General features: G+C 66.8%; 22 protein-coding genes and 1 pseudogene. 9 read left to right on the forward strand and 14 right to left on the reverse strand.

Annotation, left to right across the window (positions count from 1 at the left end; translation table 11 throughout):
* Nucleotides 1–94: 94 nt before the first annotated feature.
* The 7 genes and pseudogenes from AC0Z6F_RS00005 to AC0Z6F_RS00035 all read right to left on the reverse strand — a co-directional run.
* A pseudogene (locus AC0Z6F_RS00005) lies at nucleotides 95–256 on the reverse strand (response regulator); the annotation flags it as partial.
* A gap of 112 nt (nucleotides 257–368) precedes the next feature.
* Nucleotides 369–1,823 (reverse strand): surface lipoprotein assembly modifier, encoded by a 1,455-nt coding sequence (locus AC0Z6F_RS00010; RefSeq protein WP_012511230.1) that lies wholly within the window; start codon nucleotides 1,821–1,823, stop codon nucleotides 369–371.
* Between the two features lie 91 nt (nucleotides 1,824–1,914).
* Nucleotides 1,915–2,679, reverse strand: coding sequence for a Slam-dependent surface lipoprotein (locus tag AC0Z6F_RS00015; protein ID WP_012511231.1), 765 nt, complete (start codon nucleotides 2,677–2,679; stop codon nucleotides 1,915–1,917).
* 54 nt (nucleotides 2,680–2,733) lie between these two features.
* Nucleotides 2,734–5,856 carry a TonB-dependent receptor gene (locus AC0Z6F_RS00020; protein ID WP_006370404.1) on the reverse strand — a complete coding sequence of 1,041 codons (3,123 nt, stop codon included), beginning with the start codon at nucleotides 5,854–5,856 and terminating at the stop codon, nucleotides 2,734–2,736.
* A gap of 182 nt (nucleotides 5,857–6,038) precedes the next feature.
* Nucleotides 6,039–6,995 carry a FecR family protein gene (locus tag AC0Z6F_RS00025; RefSeq protein WP_006370406.1) on the reverse strand — a complete coding sequence of 319 codons (957 nt, stop codon included), beginning with the start codon at nucleotides 6,993–6,995 and terminating at the stop codon, nucleotides 6,039–6,041.
* 82 nt (nucleotides 6,996–7,077) lie between these two features.
* Nucleotides 7,078–7,581 carry an RNA polymerase sigma factor gene (locus AC0Z6F_RS00030; protein ID WP_012511233.1) on the reverse strand — a complete coding sequence of 168 codons (504 nt, stop codon included), beginning with the start codon at nucleotides 7,579–7,581 and terminating at the stop codon, nucleotides 7,078–7,080.
* A 140-nt stretch (nucleotides 7,582–7,721) separates the two neighbouring features.
* Nucleotides 7,722–8,648, reverse strand: a complete 927-nt coding sequence (locus AC0Z6F_RS00035; protein WP_012511234.1) for a LysR family transcriptional regulator — start codon at nucleotides 8,646–8,648, stop codon at nucleotides 7,722–7,724.
* Nucleotides 8,649–8,799: 151 nt separating this feature from the next.
* On the opposite strand from AC0Z6F_RS00035, the gene AC0Z6F_RS00040 reads away from it, so the two are divergent.
* The 5 genes from AC0Z6F_RS00040 to AC0Z6F_RS00060 all read left to right on the forward strand — a co-directional run bounded on the left by AC0Z6F_RS00040 (nucleotide 8,800) and on the right by AC0Z6F_RS00060 (nucleotide 13,110).
* On the forward strand, nucleotides 8,800–9,666 hold the full coding sequence (locus AC0Z6F_RS00040; protein WP_012511235.1) for a pirin family protein: 867 nt from the start codon (nucleotides 8,800–8,802) through the stop codon (nucleotides 9,664–9,666).
* Between the two features lie 71 nt (nucleotides 9,667–9,737).
* The gene (locus AC0Z6F_RS00045) at nucleotides 9,738–10,418 is read left to right on the forward strand and encodes a hydrolase (protein WP_012511236.1); all 681 of its coding nucleotides are present in this window, start codon (nucleotides 9,738–9,740) and stop codon (nucleotides 10,416–10,418) included.
* A 54-nt stretch (nucleotides 10,419–10,472) separates the two neighbouring features.
* The gene (locus tag AC0Z6F_RS00050) at nucleotides 10,473–11,114 is read left to right on the forward strand and encodes a hydrolase (protein ID WP_012511237.1); all 642 of its coding nucleotides are present in this window, start codon (nucleotides 10,473–10,475) and stop codon (nucleotides 11,112–11,114) included.
* Between the two features lie 85 nt (nucleotides 11,115–11,199).
* The gene (locus tag AC0Z6F_RS00055) at nucleotides 11,200–11,589 is read left to right on the forward strand and encodes an OsmC family protein (RefSeq protein ID WP_012511238.1); all 390 of its coding nucleotides are present in this window, start codon (nucleotides 11,200–11,202) and stop codon (nucleotides 11,587–11,589) included.
* A gap of 126 nt (nucleotides 11,590–11,715) precedes the next feature.
* Complete coding sequence (locus AC0Z6F_RS00060; protein ID WP_012511239.1) at nucleotides 11,716–13,110, forward strand: ABC-F family ATP-binding cassette domain-containing protein; 1,395 nt, start codon at nucleotides 11,716–11,718, stop codon at nucleotides 13,108–13,110.
* A gap of 131 nt (nucleotides 13,111–13,241) precedes the next feature.
* Here AC0Z6F_RS00060 and AC0Z6F_RS00065 read toward each other — a convergent pair whose 3' ends face one another.
* The 6 genes from AC0Z6F_RS00065 to AC0Z6F_RS00090 form a co-directional block, all read right to left on the reverse strand.
* A complete protein-coding gene (locus AC0Z6F_RS00065) occupies nucleotides 13,242–13,571 on the reverse strand; it encodes a hypothetical protein (protein WP_012511240.1) in 330 nt (109 codons plus the stop codon).
* A 97-nt stretch (nucleotides 13,572–13,668) separates the two neighbouring features.
* Nucleotides 13,669–15,414 (reverse strand): putative porin, encoded by a 1,746-nt coding sequence (locus AC0Z6F_RS00070; RefSeq protein WP_012511241.1) that lies wholly within the window; start codon nucleotides 15,412–15,414, stop codon nucleotides 13,669–13,671.
* Nucleotides 15,415–15,456: 42 nt separating this feature from the next.
* Entirely contained in the window at nucleotides 15,457–16,122 is a 666-nt protein-coding gene (locus AC0Z6F_RS00075) for a TonB family protein (protein ID WP_041864528.1), read from the reverse strand.
* A gap of 39 nt (nucleotides 16,123–16,161) precedes the next feature.
* On the reverse strand, nucleotides 16,162–16,575 hold the full coding sequence (locus AC0Z6F_RS00080) for an ExbD/TolR family protein (RefSeq protein ID WP_012511243.1): 414 nt from the start codon (nucleotides 16,573–16,575) through the stop codon (nucleotides 16,162–16,164).
* A 10-nt stretch (nucleotides 16,576–16,585) separates the two neighbouring features.
* Nucleotides 16,586–18,370: a DUF2341 domain-containing protein gene (locus AC0Z6F_RS00085; protein ID WP_485616556.1), complete on the reverse strand. Its 1,785-nt coding sequence runs from the start codon at nucleotides 18,368–18,370 to the stop codon at nucleotides 16,586–16,588.
* Between the two features lie 38 nt (nucleotides 18,371–18,408).
* Nucleotides 18,409–20,025: a ShlB/FhaC/HecB family hemolysin secretion/activation protein gene (locus AC0Z6F_RS00090; protein ID WP_485616555.1), complete on the reverse strand. Its 1,617-nt coding sequence runs from the start codon at nucleotides 20,023–20,025 to the stop codon at nucleotides 18,409–18,411.
* A 201-nt stretch (nucleotides 20,026–20,226) separates the two neighbouring features.
* On the opposite strand from AC0Z6F_RS00090, the gene AC0Z6F_RS00095 reads away from it, so the two are divergent.
* Nucleotides 20,227–20,562 carry a hypothetical protein gene (locus tag AC0Z6F_RS00095; RefSeq protein ID WP_006370651.1) on the forward strand — a complete coding sequence of 112 codons (336 nt, stop codon included), beginning with the start codon at nucleotides 20,227–20,229 and terminating at the stop codon, nucleotides 20,560–20,562.
* Between the two features lie 91 nt (nucleotides 20,563–20,653).
* On the opposite strand, the gene AC0Z6F_RS00100 is transcribed toward AC0Z6F_RS00095, so the two are convergent.
* Complete coding sequence (locus AC0Z6F_RS00100; RefSeq protein WP_485616554.1) at nucleotides 20,654–21,106, reverse strand: hypothetical protein; 453 nt, start codon at nucleotides 21,104–21,106, stop codon at nucleotides 20,654–20,656.
* 115 nt (nucleotides 21,107–21,221) lie between these two features.
* Here AC0Z6F_RS00100 and gspH point away from each other — a divergent pair, with 115 nt between their 5' ends.
* Genes gspH through AC0Z6F_RS00115 form a run of 3 tightly spaced genes read left to right on the forward strand, consistent with a single transcriptional unit; the run spans nucleotide 21,222 to nucleotide 22,638 of the window.
* Nucleotides 21,222–21,668 (forward strand): type II secretion system minor pseudopilin GspH, encoded by a 447-nt coding sequence (gspH, locus tag AC0Z6F_RS00105; protein WP_006370653.1) that lies wholly within the window; start codon nucleotides 21,222–21,224, stop codon nucleotides 21,666–21,668.
* 8 nt (nucleotides 21,669–21,676) lie between these two features.
* A complete protein-coding gene (gene gspI / locus AC0Z6F_RS00110) occupies nucleotides 21,677–22,027 on the forward strand; it encodes a type II secretion system minor pseudopilin GspI (protein ID WP_012511249.1) in 351 nt (116 codons plus the stop codon).
* Entirely contained in the window at nucleotides 22,024–22,638 is a 615-nt protein-coding gene (locus AC0Z6F_RS00115) for a prepilin-type N-terminal cleavage/methylation domain-containing protein (RefSeq protein ID WP_448123086.1), read from the forward strand. The genes gspI and AC0Z6F_RS00115 overlap by 4 nt, the downstream gene beginning before the upstream one ends.
* Nucleotides 22,639–22,922 lie beyond the last annotated feature (284 nt).

A 22,922-nucleotide genomic window follows, 5' to 3' on the forward strand; every position in this document is an offset into this window, starting at 1 on the left:
ATGATTGTTCATCCGGGCTCTTTGGGGACTGGAACGGTGTGGTAACCACCATTTTCCAAAGATGTCCCGGATGAACAACCTACAGAGAGATCACAACTAGCTGCCCCAACGCCTGCAGGTTTCCCGCCGGCCCCACCACCTGTGCGCCTTTCAGCTCCAGATAGTCGACCAGGAACATCGCGATGGCGAATTCATCTTCCGCCACCAGTACCCGCAGCCCCTTCAGGCCCTCCGGTTTGCTGCCCGCTTCCAGCACGTTCCTCGCTCCTCGATGCACGCGACCCGCCTGCGGTCGCAACGAGGGCAGGATGCGCGATCCGGCCTACAAGAGCGCGTGACGATCGATGAAGGCCGCGGGCACGGCGCGTTCAGAAGGCCCGCTCCCACTTCAGGCTGAGCAGATTGCGATCATGGCTGTACAGCCAGCCAACGTTGCTGTCGATGCGGGCATAACGCAGGCTCAGGCTGGGCACCAGCCCGGCCACGGCCAGGCGCTCGCTGCGGACGATGGCGATCAGGTTCTGTTCGCTGTCCTCACGCCGTGCTTCCAGCAACGGGCTCCATGCGTCGTAGTCACGCTCGCGCAGCGATACGAACACGGTGGCCGTGGTGCCGCTCCATTGCCGCGCCGCGCCCAGCCGCAGGCCGCGCTGGCGGAAGCCGTTGGCCGAGTCTGCTGCGCTGCTGTCGGTGACATCCAGCCCGGCGAAGACCGTCCAGCGCGGATTGAGCGCGCGGAACCAGGTGGCATACAACGATGCCAGCTCGCCGTCGTAGTTGCTGGCCAGGCCCTGCTGGCGATACCGCTGGCGCTTCCAGTCAGCCTCCAGCTTGAGCAGGCTGCGTGCATCCAGGGCGTACTGCCATTCCCCGTGCACGCCACTGCCGCCTTGCAGCGCATGGTTGCCCAGGCCCTGATAGTCATAGCTGGGGGCAAGCAGCACGGTCTGCCGTGCACTACGCCAGCTATAACCCGCCTGCACGTTGGCATTGAGCTCGTTGTACTCACTGTGCCCGCGCCATGTCTGACCGAAGGCCAGACCGCGCACGTACAGCCCATGATGCCCGCCGAGCACCCAGCGCCGCTCCAGGCTGGCGTCGAAGTCGAGGCCCGCCGCGCGCTGGGCGTCGGGCAGTTTCCGTTCGATGATGCACGCGTCGCCCACGCCGAACAGGCAGGTGCGGCTGGCGGAACTGCGGTTGATGTTGTCGCTCCATGCCGGGCCGGCGGACAGCGCGCCTTTCCAGCGCTGACGGGCCTGCAGGGCACTCAGGTAGCCGTCCACGCGCGCGCGGACGCCGGCCGTGGCCGGATCATCGGCATTGATGCCTGCAGCGATGGCCGTGAACAGCGCAACCGCATCGCGATCGCGCTGGTCTTCCGCATAGACACGCGCCAACTCAAGGCGGGCTGGCAAGAAATCCGGCTGCGCCGCCAACAGCGCTTCGTACTCCTTCACCGCGCGACGATGGTCGCCGGCCACCCGCGCCAGCGCCCCCTGCGCATAGTGGCGCAGCAGGGGATCATGCCCCGGCAGTTCGATGTACTCCTCGAGGAACGCAGCGGCGGCCTGCCATTGCTGATGCTGCAGCGACAGGTACAGCGCCTGGCCGAGATCATCGACGGTGCGCTCCACGCGCAGCGTCTGGCCGTCGATGGTGATGGTCGGCCGCTCCGACTCGGCCTGCTGCAGCCGCTGCTGGTCCTGCTGCTGGTGGCGCAGTTCGCTGCCCTGCTCGAGCACGCGGCGCAGATCGTCCTGCTGGGCGCGTACATCGGCGGCGATCAACAGCAGGAACACAAGAAGAATGGGGTGGCGCATGGGCGATCCGTGGTGATGCAATGCAGCGGGCCGAAGCAGGGACTGGCGGATCGCGGCTTGTCCCTGCCCTGCCCCGTCAGGGGCGTGGCAATCAGTTCTTGCTGCCGCCGAAGGCGGTGTCGTACTGGCTGTTGCCGCTGAAGGTGGCGATACCGGCCAGGGTGGCCGCGTTGGCGCCGAAGAACTGGCCCTGGGTGGTGCCGGCAACGGTGCCATTGGCGGTGGCCGAACCGGCGAACGACGCGTTGGCGCTGTTGATCGAGGCGCTGACGTTGACCGACAGGCCGCCGCCGGCCAGGCCGCCCTGCAGCGTGCCGCTGCCGAAGTTGGCGCGGAAGGTGCCCGACAACAGGTTGCTGCCATTGAACTTGTTCAGGCCCGCCACGCTGTAGGTGGCCACACCGGCCGGGAGGGTGGTGCCGGTACGATCACCGACGAAATACACCTGGCGGTTGTTGAAGCCACCGGCGGCGCCATCCTTGGACCATTCGCCGAACCACACGTCACCGCTGCCGACCTTGACGAAGTTGAAGTGGCCCATGCCGGCGTGGCTGCCCGGGGCGCCGGTGATCGGCATGGCCAGCGTGCGCACGTTGGTGCCATTGACGGTGGTGGTGCCCGAGTACAGGCTCAGGCCCTGGAAATCCACCGGCTTGGCATTGGAGACGGTACCGACACCGATGCCGGCCTTGCCCGCCGAGTGCGGACCACCATTGACCTGCGATTCGCCGACGGCGACGTACAGCTCGGCATCGGTTGCCGGGCTGGCCGCACCGACGATGTCGGCTGCATGGGCGGCACCGGCCAGGGCGAAGGTGGCGGCGACGGCGAGAACCGAACGGGAGATCATCTTCATGGTATTACTCCTTGGGTTATGGGAACTACAGGTACAACGCTTGAAAGCGGGAGGTCAGAAGCGTGCGGTGATGCCGAGCTTGAAGGTGCGGCCCGGTGCCGGCAGCGTTGAGCGCGTCGCCGGATCGACGTAGTAGCGGTTGCCCAGGTTGCTGCCCACCAGCTCGACGCTGGCGTGGTCGTTGACGCGCCAGCGCGCGTAGGCATCGACAGTGGTGATGTTTCCCCAGGTGAACGGCACGTTCTGCCAGAGCAGGCTGCTGCCACCGGCCAGCAGGCGGTCGCGGTAGGCCTGCAGATCGGGGTTGTCATGGCGCTGGTAGTGGACGATGCGGCTGCCCAGTTCCAGCCGCTCGTCGAACAGGCGCGTGCCCAGCGACCAGTTCACCGACAGCTTCGGGATCGCCTGGGTCAGCAGGTAGCCACTGACGAAGCCATCCTGCACGCAGTTGGGAACCAGGCCGCGATTGGCATCGAGCAGAACGGCGCTGCTTTCGTCGCAGACTTCGTTCTCCAGCGTGCGCGAGATGCCCAGGTCGGTGAAGAAGCGCCGGTTGTCGAAACGCGCCTGCAGCTCGATGCCACGGATGGTCTGCTTGTCGATGTTGTCGAACAGGAAGTAGGCATCGCGCTCGATCACGTTGCGGGTCTTGTGCACGTAGTAGGCCAGCTTGACGTCGGCATCGGCGGTGTTGCCGAATAGCCCCGACAGGTTGTGCACGTAGCCAAATTCGTAGTTGTAGGCATGCTCGGGCTTGAGCGTGTACAGCGGATTGAGGCTGCTGGAGAACGCAATGGTGCTTTCGAACATGCTCGGGAAGCGCACCGCTTCGCTGTAGCGCAGGTAGACGCGCGCGGCCTTGGACAGGTTCACCGTGGCCGAGAAGGTGGGCAGCCACGCGTGATCGCGCTGACGATCGTTGCGCCCGTCGACCGGCCTGGACTGCATGGTGTTGCCGATGTTGCAGACCCGGTCGCTGCCGGCATAGAGCGGCAGCACCCCGGGAATGGCCGCCACCTCGCCGTTGAGGCAGGGGTTGGTCGCGCGGGCATAGTTGCCGTTGGCATCGGGCAACCAGGGCACCCTGTGCTCCACCGCCTGCGGCGTTTCGTAATAGGCCAGCAGGCCGCGCAGTGCGTCATCGACGACCGAGCCCATGCCGATGCTCTCCCAGAATTCGCGGTCGGCCTCCAGCGCATCGATCTGCGCCTGCAGGCTGGCCGGACGCTCAGGCAGTTCATTGACCCGGTAGGTGGCCTCCTTGCTTCCCACGCCCTTGGTCAGCAGTTCCGGATGCGCCTGCAGGAAGTCGTCGAAGGCCCAGTAGCGGCTGTAACGCACGCCGGCATTGAGGGTAAGGAACTCGACCGGGCGCCATTCAAGGTTGAGATAGCCTTCGCCCTCCTGGCGGCGGCCGGTACGCGGGAACATGCGCCACCCATCGGTGGTACCAAAATACGGATCGCGCGAACCCAGCTTCTCGTACTGCCAGTTGCCGCCCACGGTCAGATCCAGGGTGGAATGCAGCGCGAAGCGGTTGCTCAGGGTCAGGCCGGTACGGTCGTTGCGTGCATTGGCCAGTGCGGTGTTGCGCAGGATCGGGCTGACCCCGGGGTTCCATGCCGGATTGCCCGGTGCAAAGTTGGGGAAGCCACCGGCGGTGTAGGTGTCACTTTCCGTTTCGGTGCGCCACAGATTGGCGTACACGTCCAGCCATCGGCTACCGGCCGGCTGGAAGCGGTACTCCAGGTTCCAGGCATCGGACGCAACCCGACTGAGCGGCCACTGGATGCGACCGTAGTCCGGCGCGGACAGGATGCGCGACGGCATGATCTCGCCGTAGTGCGACAGCGTGCGCCGCCAGGTGGCCTTCAGCTGCTGGTCGTCATTGATCTGCCAGGTTCCCTTGACCAGCCACGACTCCTGTTCGCTGGAGGTGTTGGGCACTTCATCGCCCGGCTTGAAGTAGCGCGCCAGCGTGGTGATGTAGTCGATGCCCTGGTACTCGTACTGCTCGCGCCGGTCCTGGTCGTAGTACGCGCTTCCCTTGCTGCCGGAGAAATAATTGCCACGCTTGCGCCAGGCGTAGGCGGCCATCAGGTCGACGTTGTCACCGCGCACACCCAGTGCCAATCGCCAGGCCTGGTCCTCACCATCGAAGGGATTGTTGCCACTACGCGACTTCACCGGCACCACCAGGGTGCGGTCGTCATAGGGTGAGTTCGGCGAGCCCTGCGGGAAGCCTGGCACGGTGCGGTAATCCTCGCCGGTGTGCAGCCTCGGCAGGCGCGGTGCCACTGCATTGCTGCTGCCTTCGATCTTCAGCTCCCCGCCGAAGCGCTCGCCGGCAGCAACAATGTCGTCAACGTCGATGGTCTTGATCACCAGCGCACCACCGATCCCGCTGTGCACATCGCGCACCAGCCCTGGCCCCTTGATGACCTGGATGCCACCAATCAGGTTGGGATCGATGTAGTTGCGGTTGCTGACGCCGTTGTAGCCGCGCCAGACCGTGAGCGCCTGTTCGCCACCGTCGATGCTGACCGGCACCCGCCCGGGCCCCTGGATGCCACGGATGTTGACGTCCAGCGCGCCGCTGTTGCGCGCATCGCCGCTGAACACTCCGACCAGATCCTTGACCACGTCGGCCGGATTGGAACCGCGATAGCGCTCCACCCGGTCGCGCCCCGAATACGCCGTGGTCAGATCCAGCGCGAACACATCATCGTAGCCGCGCCGATCGCGCGCCTCACCCCCTTCCGAGTGAAGGCGACCGGCCACGTCCAGTGTTTCGGTCACCCGCACCCCTTCCCCTTCACCCGCCTCCGCTGCGGCCCGCAGGCTCCAGGTGCCGTCCATGCCGCGCTGTGCGCGCACGCCGCTGCCGCGCAACAGCTGCTGCAGCGCCTGCATCTGGCTGTACTCGCCTTTGACTGCACTGGAGCGCCGGCCTTCCACCAGATCGCTGCGGAACACCACCTGCACATCGGCCTGGCGGCCAAAGGCGCGCACGGCGTCGGCCAAGGGTTGTTCCGGAATGGTGTACGGGCGCAGCGGCGCGACGACCGCCGGTTGCGCCTGCACGACCGGCACCCAGGCCAGCGGCAGCAATGCAGTAGAGATGGCCAGGGCCAGGACGGTGGCGCGGCGATGACAGGCAGATGCCGTGGACGGCATGGACAGGAACTCCTCAAGCGTGGCTGGACCACGGGCACATCCGGTGCCGGTGGTGTGTCTGGCTTGAGAAGAAACGGTGTTTCGCTCTGGCTATACCTCTATAGACAGCCGCGTGTGGCGACTGCCCACGGTTTTTTCATGTTTTTTTCATGCCGCGTATTCCGCCATGAACCGGCGGCACCTCACCACAGCACCAACGCGCCACCGGGCAAGCGCTGCACGCGCAGTCCTGCCTGTGCGGCCACCGCATCAATGGCGGTCTCCGGCTGCTGCAGGTGGAACAGGCCACTGACCCGCACGTTCGCGCCCTGCCCGCCCAGTACCCAGACCGGTGCACGCCGATAGCGCGCCAGATCGGCGATGGCCTGCGCGGCCGGCAGATTGTCGATCGCGACCTCACCACGCCGCCACGGCGCCATGGCCTCGGGATCTTCCAGCTGCACCGGCTGCAGCCAGCGACCGTCACGGAACGCCCGTGACTGCCCGGCATGCAGGCGCTGCACGCTGCCGTCGCCCGGACGCACGTCGACCACACCCTCGCTGACCTGGGTGGTGACCGTGGTGTCCTGTATCGACACGCTGAAGGCGGTGCCGATATCACGGACCCGGCCGCCCGCGGCCTCGACCTGGAACGGACGAGCCTCGTGCGCCACCTGGAACCAGGCCTGCCCGCGCAGCAGGTGCAGGCGACGCTGCTGGCCGTCGAACTCGAGCGCCAGCGCGGTGCCCGCATCGAGCACGGCGGTGCTGCCGTCTTCCAGCTGCACCACGCGTGGTGCATCGCTGCTGCGCAGGTCACTGCGTGCCAGCAGCAGCGCGTGCGGTGCCGCCGTCACCATCAGTACGACGGCGGCGGCACTGGCCAGCAGCCATGGCAGGCGGCGGCGCGGCGCGATCGGGCGCAGCCCCTCGCGATCGGTCGTGAGCTCGGGCAGCGCCGCCAGCACCTCGGGCCCGGCGGCATCCAGCCCCTGCCAGAAGGCCTGCTGCTGGCGCCAGGCCAGCGCATGACGTGGATCGGCCTGCAGCCAGCGCTGCAGGGTTCGTTGCTGGCGTTCCGGCAGCGGGCCTGCACTGCACCGGATCACCCAGCGCAACGCCTGCCTGGCCTGACGCGGCGAGGGTTCGGACGTGGTCATGGTTGTGGCCTGCCGCACCGCGAACGGGTGCGCTTTCCTGTTGTGACAATGGCGGGTGCGATCTGCCCACGGCAATCGCCGGTCATCGGCGCGCTCCCTGTTGATGCTGCTGGATCAGCAGCGCCGCGCGCAGCACATGCTTGCCGACCAGGCTCTTGGAAATGCCGAGCCGAGTGGCGATTTCACGCTCGCTCAGGCCCAGGTAGCGGTTCAGCACAAAGCACTCACGCACCTGCGCCGGCAGCGCGAGGATGGTCTGGGTGATCTCGCGCAGTTGTGCCTGGTCCAACGCCTGCGCCTCGCCATCGTGGCCGGCCTCGGCCATGTCGGCGGCGTACTCGGCCATCGCGCGCCGCTCGCGGGCGTCAGCCTGGCTGCGGTTGAGCGCGTGGTGGTAGGCCATCCGGTACAGATAACCACGCGGTTCCAGGATCGGCGGATCGCCGGGCACGCTGCTGGCCTTCAGGTACAGGTTCTGCAGGGTGTCCTCGGTACTGGCCGGGTCGAGATAGCGCGCGATGAAGCGCGACAACGCACGGCGCTCGCGGATCAGCAGCTCGACCAGCGCCAGGGCATTGGGAGACATAGGTGCCAAGGCCGGACCGGGGAATGATGGGCGTGATGGCGACGGTCCGGACGTGGATTGTGGGCTGCACGGCCGCAGGCGGCAAGCGAAGGCCCGTCGCGCGGCACCAGGATCATCCACGCATGGCGTGGATGCGGAGCCTACGGTTCATCCAACGCCTCGAAACGCTCGGCGAGGTAATCGATCAACGCGCGTACCGCCGGCAGCAGCCCACGCCGCGACGGGAACACCGCATGCACGATGCCGTGTTTCGGCACCCACTCGGGCAGCACCGGCAGCAGCGCCCCGCTCTCCAGCTCATCGGTGATCATCATCCGCGGCAGCATCAACAGCCCGACCCCGGCCACCGCCGCCGCACGCAGCGCGATCATGTCATCGCTGACCAGGCGCGGACGGTGATGCACACTGGCCTGTACGTCGTCCGGCCCGCTGTACTCCCAGACGTGCTGCTGGCTGGCCGAAGCGAGGTCCACCGTCGGCATCACCGCAAGATCGGCCGGCACCTGCGGCGTGCCCAGCCGCTGCAGCAGCGCCGGACTGGCACTGGTGCACCACACTCGGCGCGCCAGCACGCGTACCACAAGGTCACTGTCCTCCAGCGGCGGCGGCCGTACCCGGATCGCCACATCCACGCCCTCGCCCACCACGTCCACGCGGCGGTTGGTGGCGTCCAGCTGCACCGACACCTGCGGGTGCAGGGCCAGGAAGTCGGCCAGCATCGGACCGATGCGCGCGTGCAGGATCGCGATCGGGCACGCAAGGCGGATGGTGCCGCGCGGCTCGGCGCGTGACATCGCGATGGCTTCTTCTGCGGCCTCGGCCTCGACCAGCATCGCCTTGCAGTGGCGGTAGTAGTCCTGGCCGACCTCGGTGACCGAGAAACGCCGCGTCGAGCGCTGGATCAGGCGCACGCCCAACCGTTCCTCCAGCAGCGCGATGCGCCGGCTCAGTTTCGACTTCGGCATGGCCAGCGCCCGGCCTGCCTGCGAGAAGCCGCCGTGCTCGACCACCATGGCGAAATAGAACAGGTCGTTGAGGTCACAACGGCGGATATCTGCGATGAACACGGGGCGATCTCCTGCGGCCCACGGCCTGCGACCATTGTTCACCATATAGGACTATGACGGCAAATATTGGCGTCTACCGGCCCAATTGTCGCGGCGATATCGTCTCCTGCAACGAAGAACAGCGGCCGACAGCCCCGGCCAGGAGATCGCCATGAAGCGTGTCACCGGTACCTACAGCGCCCCCCGCCCGCACTGGGTGGGCGACGGATTCCCCGCCCGCTCGATGTTTTCCTACAACACCCACGGCCAGCACCTGAGCCCGTTCCTGCTGCTGGACTATGCCGGCCCCTACCGCTTCGCGCCCAGCGAAACGCCGCGTGGCGTCGGCCAGCATCCGCATCGCGGTTTCGAGACCGTCACCATCGTCTATGACGGCGAGGTCGCACATCGCGATTCGACCGGTGCCGGCGGCACCATCGGCCCGGGTGACGTGCAGTGGATGACTGCTGCCTCCGGCATTCTCCACGAGGAATTCCACACACCGGAATTCAGCAAGCGCGGCGGCACGCTGGACATGGTGCAGCTGTGGGTGAACCTGCCGGCCCGCGACAAGATGGGCGCACCGGGCTACCAGACCCTGCTCGATGCGCAGATCCCTTCGGTGGAGCTGCCCGATGGCGCCGGCCGCGTCCGTGTCATCGCCGGCCGCTTCGACGGCCACGCCGGTCCGGCACGTACCCACACGCCGATGGATGTCTGGGACATCCGCCTGCAGCAGGGCCACCACGCCGAACTGGCGGTGGCCGATGGCCGCACGCTGGCACTGGTGGTGCTGAAGGGCACGGTCCGCGTCAATGGCGGCCAGCCGGTCGGTGAGGCGCAGCTGGTCACCTTCGACCGAAGTGGTGAAGACGTGTTCGTCGACGCCGACAGTGACGCCACCCTGCTGCTGCTCAGCGGCGAGCCGATCGACGAGCCGGTGGTGGGCTACGGCCCGTTCGTGATGAACAGCCAGGCCGAGATCAGCCAGGCGGTCAACGATTTCAACAGCGGCCGCTTCGGCCAGATCGCGCACTGAGCGCTTCCGCGCGGCGGGTGATGACCCGTCGCGCCAACGGGCCATCGCCCACCTTCCCCAGGAGACTGACCATGAGTACCCCCGCCAACTTCAACGGTGCCCGCCCGGTGATCGATCCGGACAACGCCGCGATGCTGCTGATCGACCACCAGAGCGGCCTGTTCCAGACCATCGGTGACATGCCATTCACCAGCGTGCGCGCCCACGCCACTGCGCTGGCGAAGATGGCCACGCTGGCGAAGATGCCGGTGATCACCACCGCCTCCGTTCCTCAGGGCCCGAACGGCCCGCTGATCCCGGAGATCCACAACGCGGCCCCGCATGCCCAGTACGTGGCGCGCAAGGGCGAGATCAACGCTTGGGACAACCCGGAATTCGTTGCTGCGGTCAAGGCCACCGGCCGCAAGCAGCTGATCATCGCCGGCACCATCACCAGCGTGTGCATGGCCTTCCCGTCGATCTCCGCCGTGGCCGATGGCTACCAGGTGTTCGCGGTGATCGATGCCTCGGGCACCTATTCGAAGATGGCTGAAGAGATCACCCTGGCCCGCGTGGCGCAGGCCGGCGTGGTGCCGATGGACACCGCCGCGGTGGCCTCGGAGATCCAGCGCACCTGGAACCGCGACGACGCCCAGCAGTGGGCCGAGGTCTACACGAAGATCTTCCCGAACTACCAGCTGCTGATCGAAAGCTACCTGAAGGCTCAGGACGTGCAGAAGAATCACGAGCAGCTGGATTCGCAGCGCAGCTGAGCTGCCCCCGGGGTGCCCGCCAGCCGCCGGCCCCCTCCCAACCGGAGACCCACCATGTCCAGTGAACCGATCCGCGACCCGGCCAGCGACCACCTGCTGACCCCGCAGAATTCCGCCTTCATCATCATCGACTACCAGCCGGTGCAGGTGAACTCCATCGCCTCGATGGACCGCCAGCTGCTGGTCAACAACATCGTCGGCACCGCCAAGGCCGCAGTGGCCTACGGGCTGCCGATCGTGCATTCGACGGTCAACGTCAAGACCGGCCTGAACAAGCCGCCGATTCCGCAGCTGCGCAAGGTGCTGGCCGACCACCCCACCTACGACCGCACCACCATCAATTCCTGGGAGGACGTCGAGTTCCGCCAAGCGGTGGAAGCCACCGGCCGTCGCAAGCTGATCATGACCGCGCTGTGGACCGAAGCCTGCCTGACTTTCCCGGCCCTGGATGCGTTGAAGGAAGGCTATGAGGTGTATGTGGTGGTCGACGCCGTCGGTGGCACTTCGCTGGCGGCACACGAAGCCGCACTGCGCCGCATCGAACAGGCAGGTGGCCAGCTGATCAGCGTGCCGCAGCTGTTCTGCGAGCTGCAGCGCGACTGGGCCCGTTCGGAAACGGTGCCGGCGTTCATGAACCTCTTCATCGAAACCGGTGGTACGGCGGGTATCCAGTTCTCGTACGATCGTACCGAGTGATTTCGTGGCGGCGCTGGCCTTGGCTGGCGCCGCCTTTATGGAGCAGTCGAGCACGGCTCGACGCTATAGACAGATGGAGACTCCGATGGCCTACGCACGCATTGTTTCGACCGGCGACAACTACCTGCACCACATCAGCAATGGCAGCTTTGATGTGGACGCGGACGAGCCGGCATCGCTCGGCGGCCAGGGCAAGGGCTTCGCGCCGTTCGATCTGTACCTGGCCTCACTGGCGGCCTGCACCGCCATTACCCTGCGCATGTATGCGCAACGCAAGGGCTGGGAGCTGGGCGAGTTCCATGCCGAGCTGCGTTCGGAACGCGATGCGGATGGACGCCTCCATGTACATCGCGTGCTGCACGCCAGCGCTGAGCTGAGCGATGCACAGTGGCAGCGTCTGCTGGAAGTGGTGGAGAAGACCCCGGTGACCCTGGTGATGCGCGAGGGCGCACGGATCACCAGCGAACGCGGCTGAAGCAGGTCTGGCCCACCTGCGGCGGATCTTGGCCGGTTCCTCGCTTGTTCCGGCCTCGCCCCTGTTCCAAGCTGCGCGTCCGCGTTCGGATGCAGTGAGCGCGCAGCAACAGGAGGACCGCACGCGATGTTACGTGCCCATGCTTTGGATCTGGATTTCAACGGCCGCGCCCTGCTGGCCGACGTCAACCTGCACCTGCCCTCAGGCGCCCGCATCGCCCTGATCGGCGACAACGGCAGCGGCAAGAGCTGCCTGTTGCAGATGTTGGCCGGTACTCTGGTGCCCAGTGGCGGGACCATCATCCGGCGCGATGGCGCACGCATCGCCTACGTGCCGCAGCACGTGCTCGATGACTCCTCTCGTAGCGGCGGCGAGCAGATGCGCCATGCGCTCGCCCGCGCGCTTGATGCCGACCCCGACGTACTGCTACTGGATGAACCCAGCAATCACCTGGACCGCAGTGCACGCCGCTCGTTGATCGCGCGCCTGCGCCAGTTCCATGGCGCGCTGCTGGTGGCCACCCACGATGAAGCCCTGATCGATGCGCTCTGTAATGAGCTCTGGCACATACGTGGCGGGCGCGTGAGCCACTTCGGCGGCCGCTACCGCGACTATCAGGCGGACCTGCAGCAGCGACGCGAGGCCAGCGACCGGCAGCTGCGCCAGCTGGATCAGGAGCGCGGCCAGGCCCATGAGGCGTTGATGCGCGAACAGCAGCGCGCCGCCAGCTCGCGGGAACGCGGTGTGCGCAAGGTGGAACAGCGCAAGTGGGGCGGCGTGCGTTCAGCCACCAAGCTCGGCCGTGGCAATACCACCGCCGGCAGCAAGCAACTGCTGATCCGTGAGCAGCAGGAAGACATCGAGGCTCGTCGCAATGACCTGCAGCGGGAGACCATCATCGAGCCTACCTTCGCGTTGCCGGCCGGCTGGCGACGTGAGGGAGTGGTGGTGCAGCTGACCGACGCCAGCGTGGCGCATGCCACGGAAACGGTGCTGGGTGGACTGCATCTGCGCCTGGATGTCGGTGATCGCCTGGCGATCACCGGTGACAACGGCAGCGGCAAGTCCACGCTGGCACGCGCGCTGTGCGGCGACCCAAGCATCCACCGTGATGGTGACTGGTTGCTGCCGCCAGCTGATCAGATCGCCCTGCTCGACCAGCACTACCGGGACCTGCCGATGCAGGCCACGCCTCTCCAGGCGCTGTCTGCCCAGATGCCGGACTGGAGCCAGACCCAGTGCCGGCTGCACCTGGCCGACTTCCTGTTCCGCGGCGATGCCACGGCGCAGACGCCCGTGTCCGCATTGTCCGGTGGCGAACGGGCGCGGCTTTCATTGGCATTGATGGCGGCCAAGCCCCCAGCGCTGCTGGTTCTGGACGAACCAACCAACAACCTGGACATGACGCTGCGGATGCACCTGCTGCAGGTGCTGCGGGTGTTCCCGGGCACGTTGGTGGTGGTGTCGCATGACGACGCGTTTCTGCAGGCGCTGGAACCGGGACAGGTGCTGGCGTTGTAGCTGCGGCCGGGTGTGGCCTATCCACATACCGCGTGGATCTACGGTAGAGCCGAAGGCAACGGCAGGGGCTGTTGCCAACCTCGCGTGCAACTGCCCGAAAAGCCGAGCATGGGCTCGGCTCTACGGAAGGCTCAGCGCCGCGAATGCAACACGGTGCGCTGGCGCATGGCGTTGAACTCCTGTTCCACCTGCTGGATGTCCTCGGCCTGGAAACCGGCCGCATCCAGCAGCTGCTCGGCGGCAGCCGCCGCCAGCGGGTCATCGTCGCGCTGACGCCAGCAGCGCGCCGGCAGGAAGTAGCCCACTTCGCTGCGCCCGCGCATGATCACCACCGGCCGGCCTGCGTACAGCAGGAACTCGGCCAGGTGTTGGCGCAGGCCCTCCACTGAAACATAGGCCGGTCCAACACCCAGCATCTGGCTGGACGGTTCGGGACTTTCGAACAGCTTGCGACGGCTCATCCATTCCTCCTTTGTGCAACGCGTGGTCTCCTTTCCTTAGACGGGTGCATCGCTGCGCCCCCGCCACGCTTCGCGTGATGCCCATCACGCCATCCGCTTAGAAGCCGGTGTTGAACTCCAGCTGGAACACGTCGATCGACAGCGGCGCACCGGACACTTCCTTTGCCGCCATCCACTTGCCGCTGATCCAACTGCGCGCGTCGAGCGCGTAGGCACCGCCCACGTAGTAGCCGCGGGCATTGGTGCCGCCCAGGTGGAAGTTCGGATCGTTGTAGGCGTCGGGCAGCGCGTCGGCCTCAATGTGCTTGTAGCCCAGCAGCGCCTGCCACTGGCCCTTCTCCTTCAGCTCGGTGGCACCGAAGGTGGCCTGCACCATCCATGCGGTGTCGCCACTGCGGAAGGTATCGATGCCGACAGTATCGCCGGCGCCGTAGTTGTTGACGATGCCGTTCTGGGCGCGACTGAACATGGCCTGCTTGTCATAGGCCAGGTTGCGGATGTAATCGCCATCCAGGCGCAGACCGATGCCCTGCGCCAGCTGTGTATCCCAGCGCAGGTTCAGCGTGGCCAGACGGAACGCCGAGGCCAGGCCGACATACTGCGGGGTCGGCGTACCGGCCGGATCCACCGGATTGCGCGCGATGTTGCGGATCAGCATCAGGGTGTTGCCCTTCTGCATGAACGCCGGGCGCGACCAGTCGGTGTCGCAGCCTACCGCGCCCGAATACAGCGAGCACGTTGAGGACAGGCGACCGCTGATGTTCTTGAAGTCGTAGTAGCCCAGCGCAGCACGCAGCGCGTTGTCATCGTTGAAGCGCCAGTTCACGCCCACCTGGGCACCGGACAGCCACTTGTTCTCGTTCGGAGTCTTGACCTTGCTCTGGCTCGGCGAGCTGTCGGAGGTGTACTCCAGCGGTACCACCGCGAGGTTGCCGAACAGGTCGAGGTCGCCACCATCGAAGTCATACTTCAGGTTGGCGGCCAGGCCATCGAAGTTGAGATCGTTGGAGAACAGCGTGTCGCTGGTCCAGAACGGATTACCGAAGCGGCCGCCACGCACCGTCACCCAGTCCGCCGGGCTGTAGGCCAGCCAGGCCTGGTCCAGCCACACGTCCTTCTTGCTCAGGCCGCCACCCAGCTGCTCGGTGGTCGACACCGGGCCATTGCTGCTGCCGCTGGCCAGGCGCACGCCGGCCGTGGTGTGCTGGCCAATGGTTGCCTCGATGCCCAGGCGGGCACGGATGCGCCACAGGTTGCGGCGGTCCTGGCGGGTGTTCAGCAGCGGCGGCAGCTGCAGGTTGGTATTGGTATTGGTGTCGAAGCCGTTGCCGGAGTTGATCGACGACCAGTTGCTCACGATGTCGCTGTTGCGCTCGGAGTAGAAGCGCGACTCGCTGCGCACACGCATGTCACCGGTGACCTTGATGCGCTTGGTCCACTCGGCCACTTCGTTGGGTGCCGCCCAGCCTTCCGATTTCGCCTGCGCCATCACGTCCTGGCGCACTTCGTCACGGATACCGTCGCGCACGCTCTGAGGTACGTACGGCACGCGCACGTCACCGGCCTCCAGTGCCACGCCACCGCTCGCCGCGGTGCTGCCCGTGGCTGCAGTGCGCTGTGCGGCCGCCGCTTCGGCCTCGGCCTGCACCAGCAACGCCTGGCCGTCTTCGGGTTTCAGTGCACCGCTGGCGATCAGACCCTTGATCAGCTTGACCATGGTCGTTTCGGCAGCCATCGCACCGGCCGGGGCGGCCAGGCTGAGCAGCACGGCGCAGCACAGCAGCGCCCGTCGGGCCGGCCGCGGGCGGCGGGAGTCGGTTCGTGCGCGGACGTGGTCGTTCATCACGGTTCTCATCGAAAGAAGGGAAATCATGGAAGTCGGGAATCAGGCCCCGGGCCGGCGGCCCTGGATCAGGACGCGGGCGGGGAAATCGAGTGACGGCGGCGGTGCCTGGTCGACCTTGCCGATGCGTCGCAGCGCGTCGAGCACGGCCGCGTCGGCCTCCTCGTTGCCACTGCCACGCACCAGCTCGACTTTCTCCAGCCGACCATCCGTGGCCAGCCAGACGTTCACCTGCAGCTGGAACGCGAGGCGCTTGACCTTGTCGTCACGCGAGATCGCCTGCTGCATCAGGTAGCCGAGATAGCGACCGTAGGTGGCATTGCCGGCGCCGCCACGGCCGACGCCGGACGAACCGCCGCCACTGCCGGACTGGATGCCGAAGTTGTCACCGCCAGCCTGCGCATCGGCATTCATCGTCACCGGATCGGCATTGTCCGGGGTCGGCGTCGGCTCTTCAGCGGGCGTCGGCTGATCCAGCGGCTCCGGCTCGGGCATCGTCTCTTCCGGCGGCGTTTCCGGCTCTGGCGGCTTTTCCGGCGGCGGGGGTGGCGGCGGAGGCGGCGGTGGCAGTGCCAGCATCGGCGGCTGCACCACCGGCCGACGGGTGCTGGCGGTGTCCTTGAACAGCAGCCACCACACCGCGATGCCGAGTACCAGCACGGCGGCCAGCACCAGCACGACGGTCACCAGCAACTGGCGACCGCGCATGCCGGGCTCTGGCCGAGGGGGTTGATGGGCCGTCATGCCTCAGCCCTGCGCCTTGCCGGTGACCAGGCCGACCTGGGCCAGCTCCAGCCGCCGCAGCAGGTCCAGTACCTCGACCACGCGGGCGTACTGCACCTGCGCATCACCGCGCACGATCACCGGGAAGTCCGGTGTGGTCGCGCGCTCGGTACGCAGGCGGTCTTCCAGCTCAGCCATGGTCACCGGGTAGGCATCCAGGAACACCTGGCCGCTGGGGTCGATGGTGATCGCCTTGGTCTTCGGCTTCTCCAACGCCGTGCTGTTGCTGGCCTTCGGCAGGTTGACCTCGATGCCGGGAATGGAGGCGTTGCTGGTCAGGATGAAGATCACCAGCACCACCAGCAGCACGTCCACGAAGGGCGTCACGTTGATGCCCTTCTCGCGCTTCTTGATGCCGAACTTCGCCTTCTGGCCCATGGCGCGCCCCTCAGCCCTGGACCGCGGCCGGGCCGCGCCGGTCCTGCTCTTCGGCCAGGCGCGCGGCGAACTCGTCGATGAACACCGCCATGTCGGCGCCGATCGCCTCGGCGCGTGCGCCCAGGTAGTTGTAGCCGAACAGCGCCGGGATCGCGACGCCGAGGCCGGCTGCGGTACACAGCAGCGCTGCAGCCATGCCCGGCGCCACCGAGTTGATGTCCACCGCGCCGGCCATCGCCGCCACCACGAACACCAGCATGATGCCGATCACGGTGCCGAACAGGCCCACGTAGGGCGCACCTTCGATGGTGGTCGACAGCCAGTTCATGCGCCGTGCCATCGCTTCCTGCTCGCGCACCATCACCGCATCCATCGAGGCACGGATCGCGGCGATGGTGGCGCCGCTCAGGTAGCCACTGTTGCCATCGCGCTGGTGGCGCTGCTGCATTTCATCGATGGCCACCTGGTAGATGCGCCACAGCGAGCCGTCGTGCATCGCGGTCGGCGCCTTGCCCTGGCGGTCCATCTCGGACAGAGTGCGCAGCGGCACACCGGACAACTTGCCGAAGCTTTCGGTGAATACCGCGTTGGCCTTGCTGGTGCGGCCGAAGTGGCGGCTCTTGGCAATCATGATCGCCCATGACATCAGCATCATCAGGCCGAGGATGGCGACCACCACCCAGGCATCGAACGGCATCGCCTTGAGAATGAAGCCGAAGTGGCTCTGCCCGGCGGATTGCTCGTCGGCGCCGTAGCTGATCAGGCGCGAATCGGCGCCCTGCGCGGTGGCATCCGCCAGCAGCAGCGCGGCCGGACGTGCCACCCGCGAGACGCGCAACTCATCCAGCGCACCTTCGAAGTTGGCCAGCGGCTGCGCCGCGCCCGGCGCATCGGCGCCCACCACCGGCGCGGTGGCCAGCGCCGGCAGCTCGCCGCTCAGCTGGGCAACTACGCGACCATTGAGGTACAGCTGCAGCGCGCCCTTCTCCGCGGTCAGTGCCACGTGCACCCACTGCCCTTCCGGAATCGGCTGTGCCGGCGTGCTGCGCTGGCCATTGAGCTGCACGAACGGCACGCGGTTCTCGATACCGACCACCAGCTCGGAGGCGCCATCGCGACGGGCGTAGATCGCCTGCGCCGCATTGTTGCTGCCCGGCTTGATCCAGGCCGAGATGGTTAACGGCGTACCCGCTTCCTGTGCCAGCGAGGCGCTGGCCGGCAACGGCAGCGGGCCTGCGCCCAGCTGCACGCCACGGCCGATCACCGAACCTTCGGACGGCGGTACCACAGCACCGGCATTGTTGCCGTAGGCGGTGGTGTCGCGTGCCGGCGCATTGGCTTCGGCGAAGTGGTAGACCAGCGTGTAGTCAGGGTCGAATACCTGCTGGCCGTTGCCGCTGGCCGGGGCCTTCTCGTTGCCGTAGTACATCCAGATCGTCTGCGGCGCCGCGGCGCTGACCGCCGGCACGTCCACCCAGACCAGGGCCAGGCCCAGCTTGGGATCGAACTGCTCGATCTGGTGGGCCAGCACGGTGCGGCCATCACCCGAGACGAAGCGCAGGTCATTGCCCGCATCCTGGGTGCCGTCAAAACCGAAGTTGCCGGTATGCAGGCGCAGCAGCAGCGGCGTACGGCCCGGGTCACCGGCCAGGCCCGCACCCTGCGGGCCGGCATCGACGGTAATCGGCTTGCGGTACTTCCATTCGGCCTGCCACCAATTGGCATCGGCCGCAGCGGCGGGCAACGCAACCAGCGCGGCCAGCAGCAGCAACACTCGGGAAAGCAAACGGTCCATGCGAAGGGTCTCCGGAGAACGCATGTTCAAGGAAAGGATCAGTAACTGGTGCTGATGTTGAAATGCAGGCGCGGGTCGTCCTTGCGCGTGACCGGGCCATCGGCATAGGGCCAGGCGTAGTCAAGGCGCAGTTGCAGGTGTTCGCCCAGGCGCAGCTGCGCACCCAGGCCGACCGACGCCAGGTTGTACTTGTCACGCTGCTCGGGCAGCGGCTGGCGCAGGCGCAGGTAGGCGGCGTCGGCAAAGCTGTAGACGCGCAGATCGGTGCCGCTCCACAGCGACCATGCTGGGGTACGCCACTCCAGGCTGGCCAGGCCGCCGTAGTCGCCGATCGCCTCGGCCGAGAGATAGCCGCGCACGGTGTACATGCCACCGGCGGCGAACTGCTCGGCCGACACCAGCGGCGCATCGGTTACCTGCAGCGAGCCGCGCGCGTACCACTGCCAATCGCTGCCGAAGGCGTGGGTGTTGGCCACATCGGCCTTGAAGGCCACGAAACTTGGATCGGCCCAGTAGCGCTTCTGCCCGAAGCCGATGGCATCGCTGCCATAGCCGAACAGGCGACGGGTGCCGGCGACCAGCTGGGTATTGATGCTCAGCTGGTCCTGCTCACCCTGACGCACTCCGACGAATGCCAGGGTGATCGGCGCGTACTTCAGCGGCGTTTTCAGGCTCTCCTTGCCCATCTGCGTGTCTTCCTCGGTGTCCTTGAAGTCCACACCGAGGCTGAGCTGGCGCCACCACTGGCTGCTGCCGGTCAGTCGATAGTTGAGCTTGACGCCGATCGAATGGCCGTTGCCGATCACGTTTGTACCGGTGCCGGTACCGACCTGTCCGCCTGCGTTCAGTACGCGGCTGTCGGACTTGTAGCCGGATGCTTCCAGGCTCCACGGCGTGCCTTCGAACGGCATCATGTATGAGGCCGAAAACACCTTGGCCTGCTTGGCATCTTCCGGAGCCAGATACACGCCGATGTTGGCGCTGTGCCCGCGCTGCCACAGATTGTCGTAGGCCAGTGATGCACTCAGGCGCAGCTTCTCGGTGTCGGCGCTGTGGTCGTTGTTGAGCGCCACGCTGGCACGCCACGGCGACTTCTCCTCGACCTGCAGGTCCACATCCATCGTGCCCGGCACCTGGCCTTCGCGCACCAGTGGCATCACCTGGCGACGGCCACCTTCGTTGAGCGCGGTCAATTCCTTCTGTGCCTGGTCGAAATCAGGCACCTTGCCCTCGGCCAGTGCCGGCACGCGCTCACGGATGCGTTCGGGCGATTCGTTCTTCGTGCCTACGACCCGCAGCTGGCCGATCGGCGTCTGCTGCACTTTCAGCAGTACCACGCCGCCACTGACCTGCTGCTCGGGCAGCTCGACGTAGACCGACTGGTAGCCTGCCTGTTGGTACAGCGCATTGACGGCATCGCGCGCCTTCTCGACATCGGCCAGGGTCTTGCCCGGGCCGAGGAACGGCTCCACCGCACGTTCGATCTGGCGCGGATCGAGCACGGTGTTGCCACGCACGATGTACTCATTGATGTTCACGCTGGGCGCAGGCGCCGCCTCCTGCGCAAACAGCGGCAGCGGCAGGATTGCCAGGGCCAGCACCAGCGGATGCAGGCGCAGCGGAAGTCGGACGGCTCGGTACGGAACAGGAGTCATCGAAAGCATCGCGTCGTATCGAAGGAAGTGGCCATGGAGCGGCGCGTGGGTCTACCAACAGGACGTGTAGGTCGCGTCAAAGCCGCCAACAGTTTTGTGACAGCACTGTCATCTTTTGACGGTCCGCCAACGCGCGCAGGCGGACTCTGCACACGCCATACGTCTGCATTGCAGAGCCCTTGCTGCTGCGGGAGATCGGAAATGAGCGGACTGTTGATCACATGGCGTCGTCCGGCGCTCGCCTTCGTCGTGTTGCTGGTGTTGCCCTCGGTGCAGGCCGGCGAACAAAAAACACAGGAGGACGCTGCACCGTGTATTGAAGTACAGGTCAACGGCGAACGGATTCCCGCCTGGGAGTGCCTGCAGCGCAAGCTGGCGCCGCCGGCGAAATCTGCGAAGTCACCGGCATTGCCCGAAGCCGAACGGCTGATGCGGCAGCCCGGCAACCAGCTGATGCAGTACAACCGGGAAGGCACGCGACAGCGCATGGGCGATGCCCTTGGTCGTTCGGTGATACCGCAGCGTCCGGCGCGCTGATCCTGCGCATCTGTAGATGCCGAGCCCACGCTCGGCTGCTTCTGTGTGGCATCGCCGATGAATGCGAAGACAGCCGAGCGTGGGCTCGGCTCTACAGGGGGCTGGCGGGCACGATGCCATCGGTCGGCACCGGTGGCAGCTCCGGCACCGGCAGGCTGCGCGACTGGCCTGCCTGCTGCAGCTCCACCGCGCTGGCACTGATGCCGGCCAGTACCGTGGATGGACCCAGCCGCTGACCGGGGGCATAGGCTTCCGCCGGGCGGCCATCCACCGAGAGCAGGGCCAGTGGCGCGTGGTCACCGGCCATCACGCCCAGCACGACCACTTCTGTGTGCACCGCACCGGGTGAAAGCAGCCGCACCAGCGGCAGGCTCGCCGCTGCGTCGAACACGGGCCGCACAGGCACATTCGGCTGTGCCTCACTGGCGGCCACCGAGGTTATTGGGCCGACAAGGGTCACGCCCCAATAGGCCACCACCGCCAGCAGCAGCGTCGCCGCCAGCAGGGTCAACACCCGATTGCGATCCCAGCGCCTGCCATCCATGTTCCGCACCATTGCCACGTTCGTGTCCGACCACGCTAGCAGCCGTCGCTGACGCTTTTGTTTCATCATCCGCGCGTACGCTGGCAGGCATCGGCAAGGACAGGAGGCGATGTCGATGCAACGCATTCCGCACGGCTTCACCCTGATCGAACTGATGGTGGTGCTGGTGATCATCGGCATCTGCACGGCCGGGATCGGCCTGGGCCTGGGTAGCCTGCTCGACCCCGGCCGGCAGCTGCGGCAGGAAGCCGAGCGGCTGGCGCAGCGCCTGCAGGTGGCACGCGACGAGGCCCGCATCGACGGCCGCAGCATCCGCTGGCAGGCCGACGCCAGCGGCTATCGCTTCAGCCGCCGTGAGGGCAACCAATGGGTGACCGTGCAGCGCGACGACCTGTTGCGGCCGCAGCGGTGGCAGGCTGCCGGCATTGCGGTGCAGCCCACCAACGCCATCGAACTGAGCCCGGAGTGGATCGGTACCGCCTGGGAGCTGGGGCTGTCGCTGGAGGGCCGCACACTGCGCCTTCGTGATGATGGCAGCGGACAATTGCAGGTCGTGCAGTGAAGCGGAACATGCACGGATTCACCTTGATCGAAGTGCTGATCGCACTGGCGATCGTTTCGATTGCGCTGGCGGCGGTGATGCGCTCGGTGGCGGTGGCCACCGACGATCAGTCACGGCTACGTGATCGCCGCTTGGCACTGATGTGCGCGCAGGACCGCTGGCAGGAGCTTCGTTTGGCCGGGCAGGCACCCCAGGATGCGCGGCAACGCTGCGTGCAGGGACGCGGAACCTTCCTGGTGCTGCAGCACCTGGGCACGGGCAGCGACGGCCAGCCGCAGCTGGAACTGAGCGTGGTCGCCGAGGATGCACCGCGGCAGTCGCTGGCGCGGATGCAGCTGCCGTGGACGGCCGCGCCATGAAGCGCGCCGTGGGCGGTTTCACCCTGATCGAGGTGATGATCGCGATCACCATCATGGGCGTGCTGGCGCTGATCTGCTGGCGTGCGCTCGACAGCGTGGCCAGCAGCGACCAGCGCCTGCGCCAGGCCGATGCCGAGACCACCACCGCACTGCGCGTGCTGCAGCAGTTCCAGCGGGATATCGAGATGCGTGCGGATGATGCGCTGATGAATGGCGCGGTGCGTCCGGCTGATCGTCCGCAGCGATTGCTGCCTCCGTCGCTGGTGAGTGAACGGCACCCGGATGGAAGCTTCGCGCTGGAGATCACCCGCAGCGTGGGCAGCGATGGGCTGCACTGGCAGCGGGTGCGCTGGTGGCATCAGGGCAGCACACTGTGGCGGGCCAGTGGTGCGGCTACGGACCGGTATCCCCTGCCCGCACCGGATCCGTCGAAGGGCATTGCGGTGGCGCGCGATGTGCAGCGGTTCGAGGTGCGGGCGTGGCAGCCTGGAACGGGATGGGCCGTGTTGCCGAGCGAGGGCGAGGTATTGCCGGCCACCGGACTTGAACTGCGGTTGGGCCTGCGCGATGGGCGTGGGCCGTTGAGTTACCGGCGGGTGCTGGAGCTTTAGGACTCGTTCGTGGCACCGCATCCACGCATGGCGTGGATCTACGGCCGAGCGGCTCCTGCTGCCACGCCTGCTCTGGTGGGTGCCGACCGTTGGTCGGCACTGAGGCTGTCCGGGCATCCACGCATGGCGAGGATCTACTGCCGACCAAGGTCGGCATCTACCGTGACACATGCGCGCGTCCCTCCTGCCGCCGGGTGCTCTCCTGCACCCGGCGGCGCTGTGTCGGTGGTCCTCACCGCTGATGGCCGCTCCCTGCCCTCCGTGCCGTCCTGGCTGGGGCCGCC

Source organism: Stenotrophomonas sp. 1L-E-5-B-C3, assembly GCF_057292075.1.

Coding starts and splice junctions, on each gene's coding strand:
- AC0Z6F_RS00030 (WP_012511233.1), bottom strand. CDS start 7,581: ATGTCTCCCAATGCCCTGGCGCTGGTCGAGCTGCTGATCCGCGAGCGC.
- AC0Z6F_RS00060 (WP_012511239.1), top strand. CDS start 11,716: ATGTTACGTGCCCATGCTTTGGATCTGGATTTCAACGGCCGCGCCCTG.
- AC0Z6F_RS00045 (WP_012511236.1), top strand. CDS start 9,738: ATGAGTACCCCCGCCAACTTCAACGGTGCCCGCCCGGTGATCGATCCG.
- AC0Z6F_RS00055 (WP_012511238.1), top strand. CDS start 11,200: ATGGCCTACGCACGCATTGTTTCGACCGGCGACAACTACCTGCACCAC.
- gspH (WP_006370653.1), top strand. CDS start 21,222: ATGCAACGCATTCCGCACGGCTTCACCCTGATCGAACTGATGGTGGTG.
- AC0Z6F_RS00040 (WP_012511235.1), top strand. CDS start 8,800: ATGAAGCGTGTCACCGGTACCTACAGCGCCCCCCGCCCGCACTGGGTG.
- AC0Z6F_RS00025 (WP_006370406.1), bottom strand. CDS start 6,995: ATGACCACGTCCGAACCCTCGCCGCGTCAGGCCAGGCAGGCGTTGCGC.
- gspI (WP_012511249.1), top strand. CDS start 21,677: ATGCACGGATTCACCTTGATCGAAGTGCTGATCGCACTGGCGATCGTT.
- AC0Z6F_RS00065 (WP_012511240.1), bottom strand. CDS start 13,571: ATGAGCCGTCGCAAGCTGTTCGAAAGTCCCGAACCGTCCAGCCAGATG.
- AC0Z6F_RS00020 (WP_006370404.1), bottom strand. CDS start 5,856: ATGCCGTCCACGGCATCTGCCTGTCATCGCCGCGCCACCGTCCTGGCC.
- AC0Z6F_RS00115 (WP_448123086.1), top strand. CDS start 22,024: ATGAAGCGCGCCGTGGGCGGTTTCACCCTGATCGAGGTGATGATCGCG.
- AC0Z6F_RS00100 (WP_485616554.1), bottom strand. CDS start 21,106: ATGGATGGCAGGCGCTGGGATCGCAATCGGGTGTTGACCCTGCTGGCG.
- AC0Z6F_RS00075 (WP_041864528.1), bottom strand. CDS start 16,122: ATGCGCGGTCGCCAGTTGCTGGTGACCGTCGTGCTGGTGCTGGCCGCC.
- AC0Z6F_RS00080 (WP_012511243.1), bottom strand. CDS start 16,575: ATGGGCCAGAAGGCGAAGTTCGGCATCAAGAAGCGCGAGAAGGGCATC.
- AC0Z6F_RS00015 (WP_012511231.1), bottom strand. CDS start 2,679: ATGAAGATGATCTCCCGTTCGGTTCTCGCCGTCGCCGCCACCTTCGCC.
- AC0Z6F_RS00070 (WP_012511241.1), bottom strand. CDS start 15,414: ATGAACGACCACGTCCGCGCACGAACCGACTCCCGCCGCCCGCGGCCG.
- AC0Z6F_RS00050 (WP_012511237.1), top strand. CDS start 10,473: ATGTCCAGTGAACCGATCCGCGACCCGGCCAGCGACCACCTGCTGACC.
- AC0Z6F_RS00095 (WP_006370651.1), top strand. CDS start 20,227: ATGAGCGGACTGTTGATCACATGGCGTCGTCCGGCGCTCGCCTTCGTC.
- AC0Z6F_RS00085 (WP_485616556.1), bottom strand. CDS start 18,370: ATGGACCGTTTGCTTTCCCGAGTGTTGCTGCTGCTGGCCGCGCTGGTT.
- AC0Z6F_RS00010 (WP_012511230.1), bottom strand. CDS start 1,823: ATGCGCCACCCCATTCTTCTTGTGTTCCTGCTGTTGATCGCCGCCGAT.
- AC0Z6F_RS00090 (WP_485616555.1), bottom strand. CDS start 20,025: ATGACTCCTGTTCCGTACCGAGCCGTCCGACTTCCGCTGCGCCTGCAT.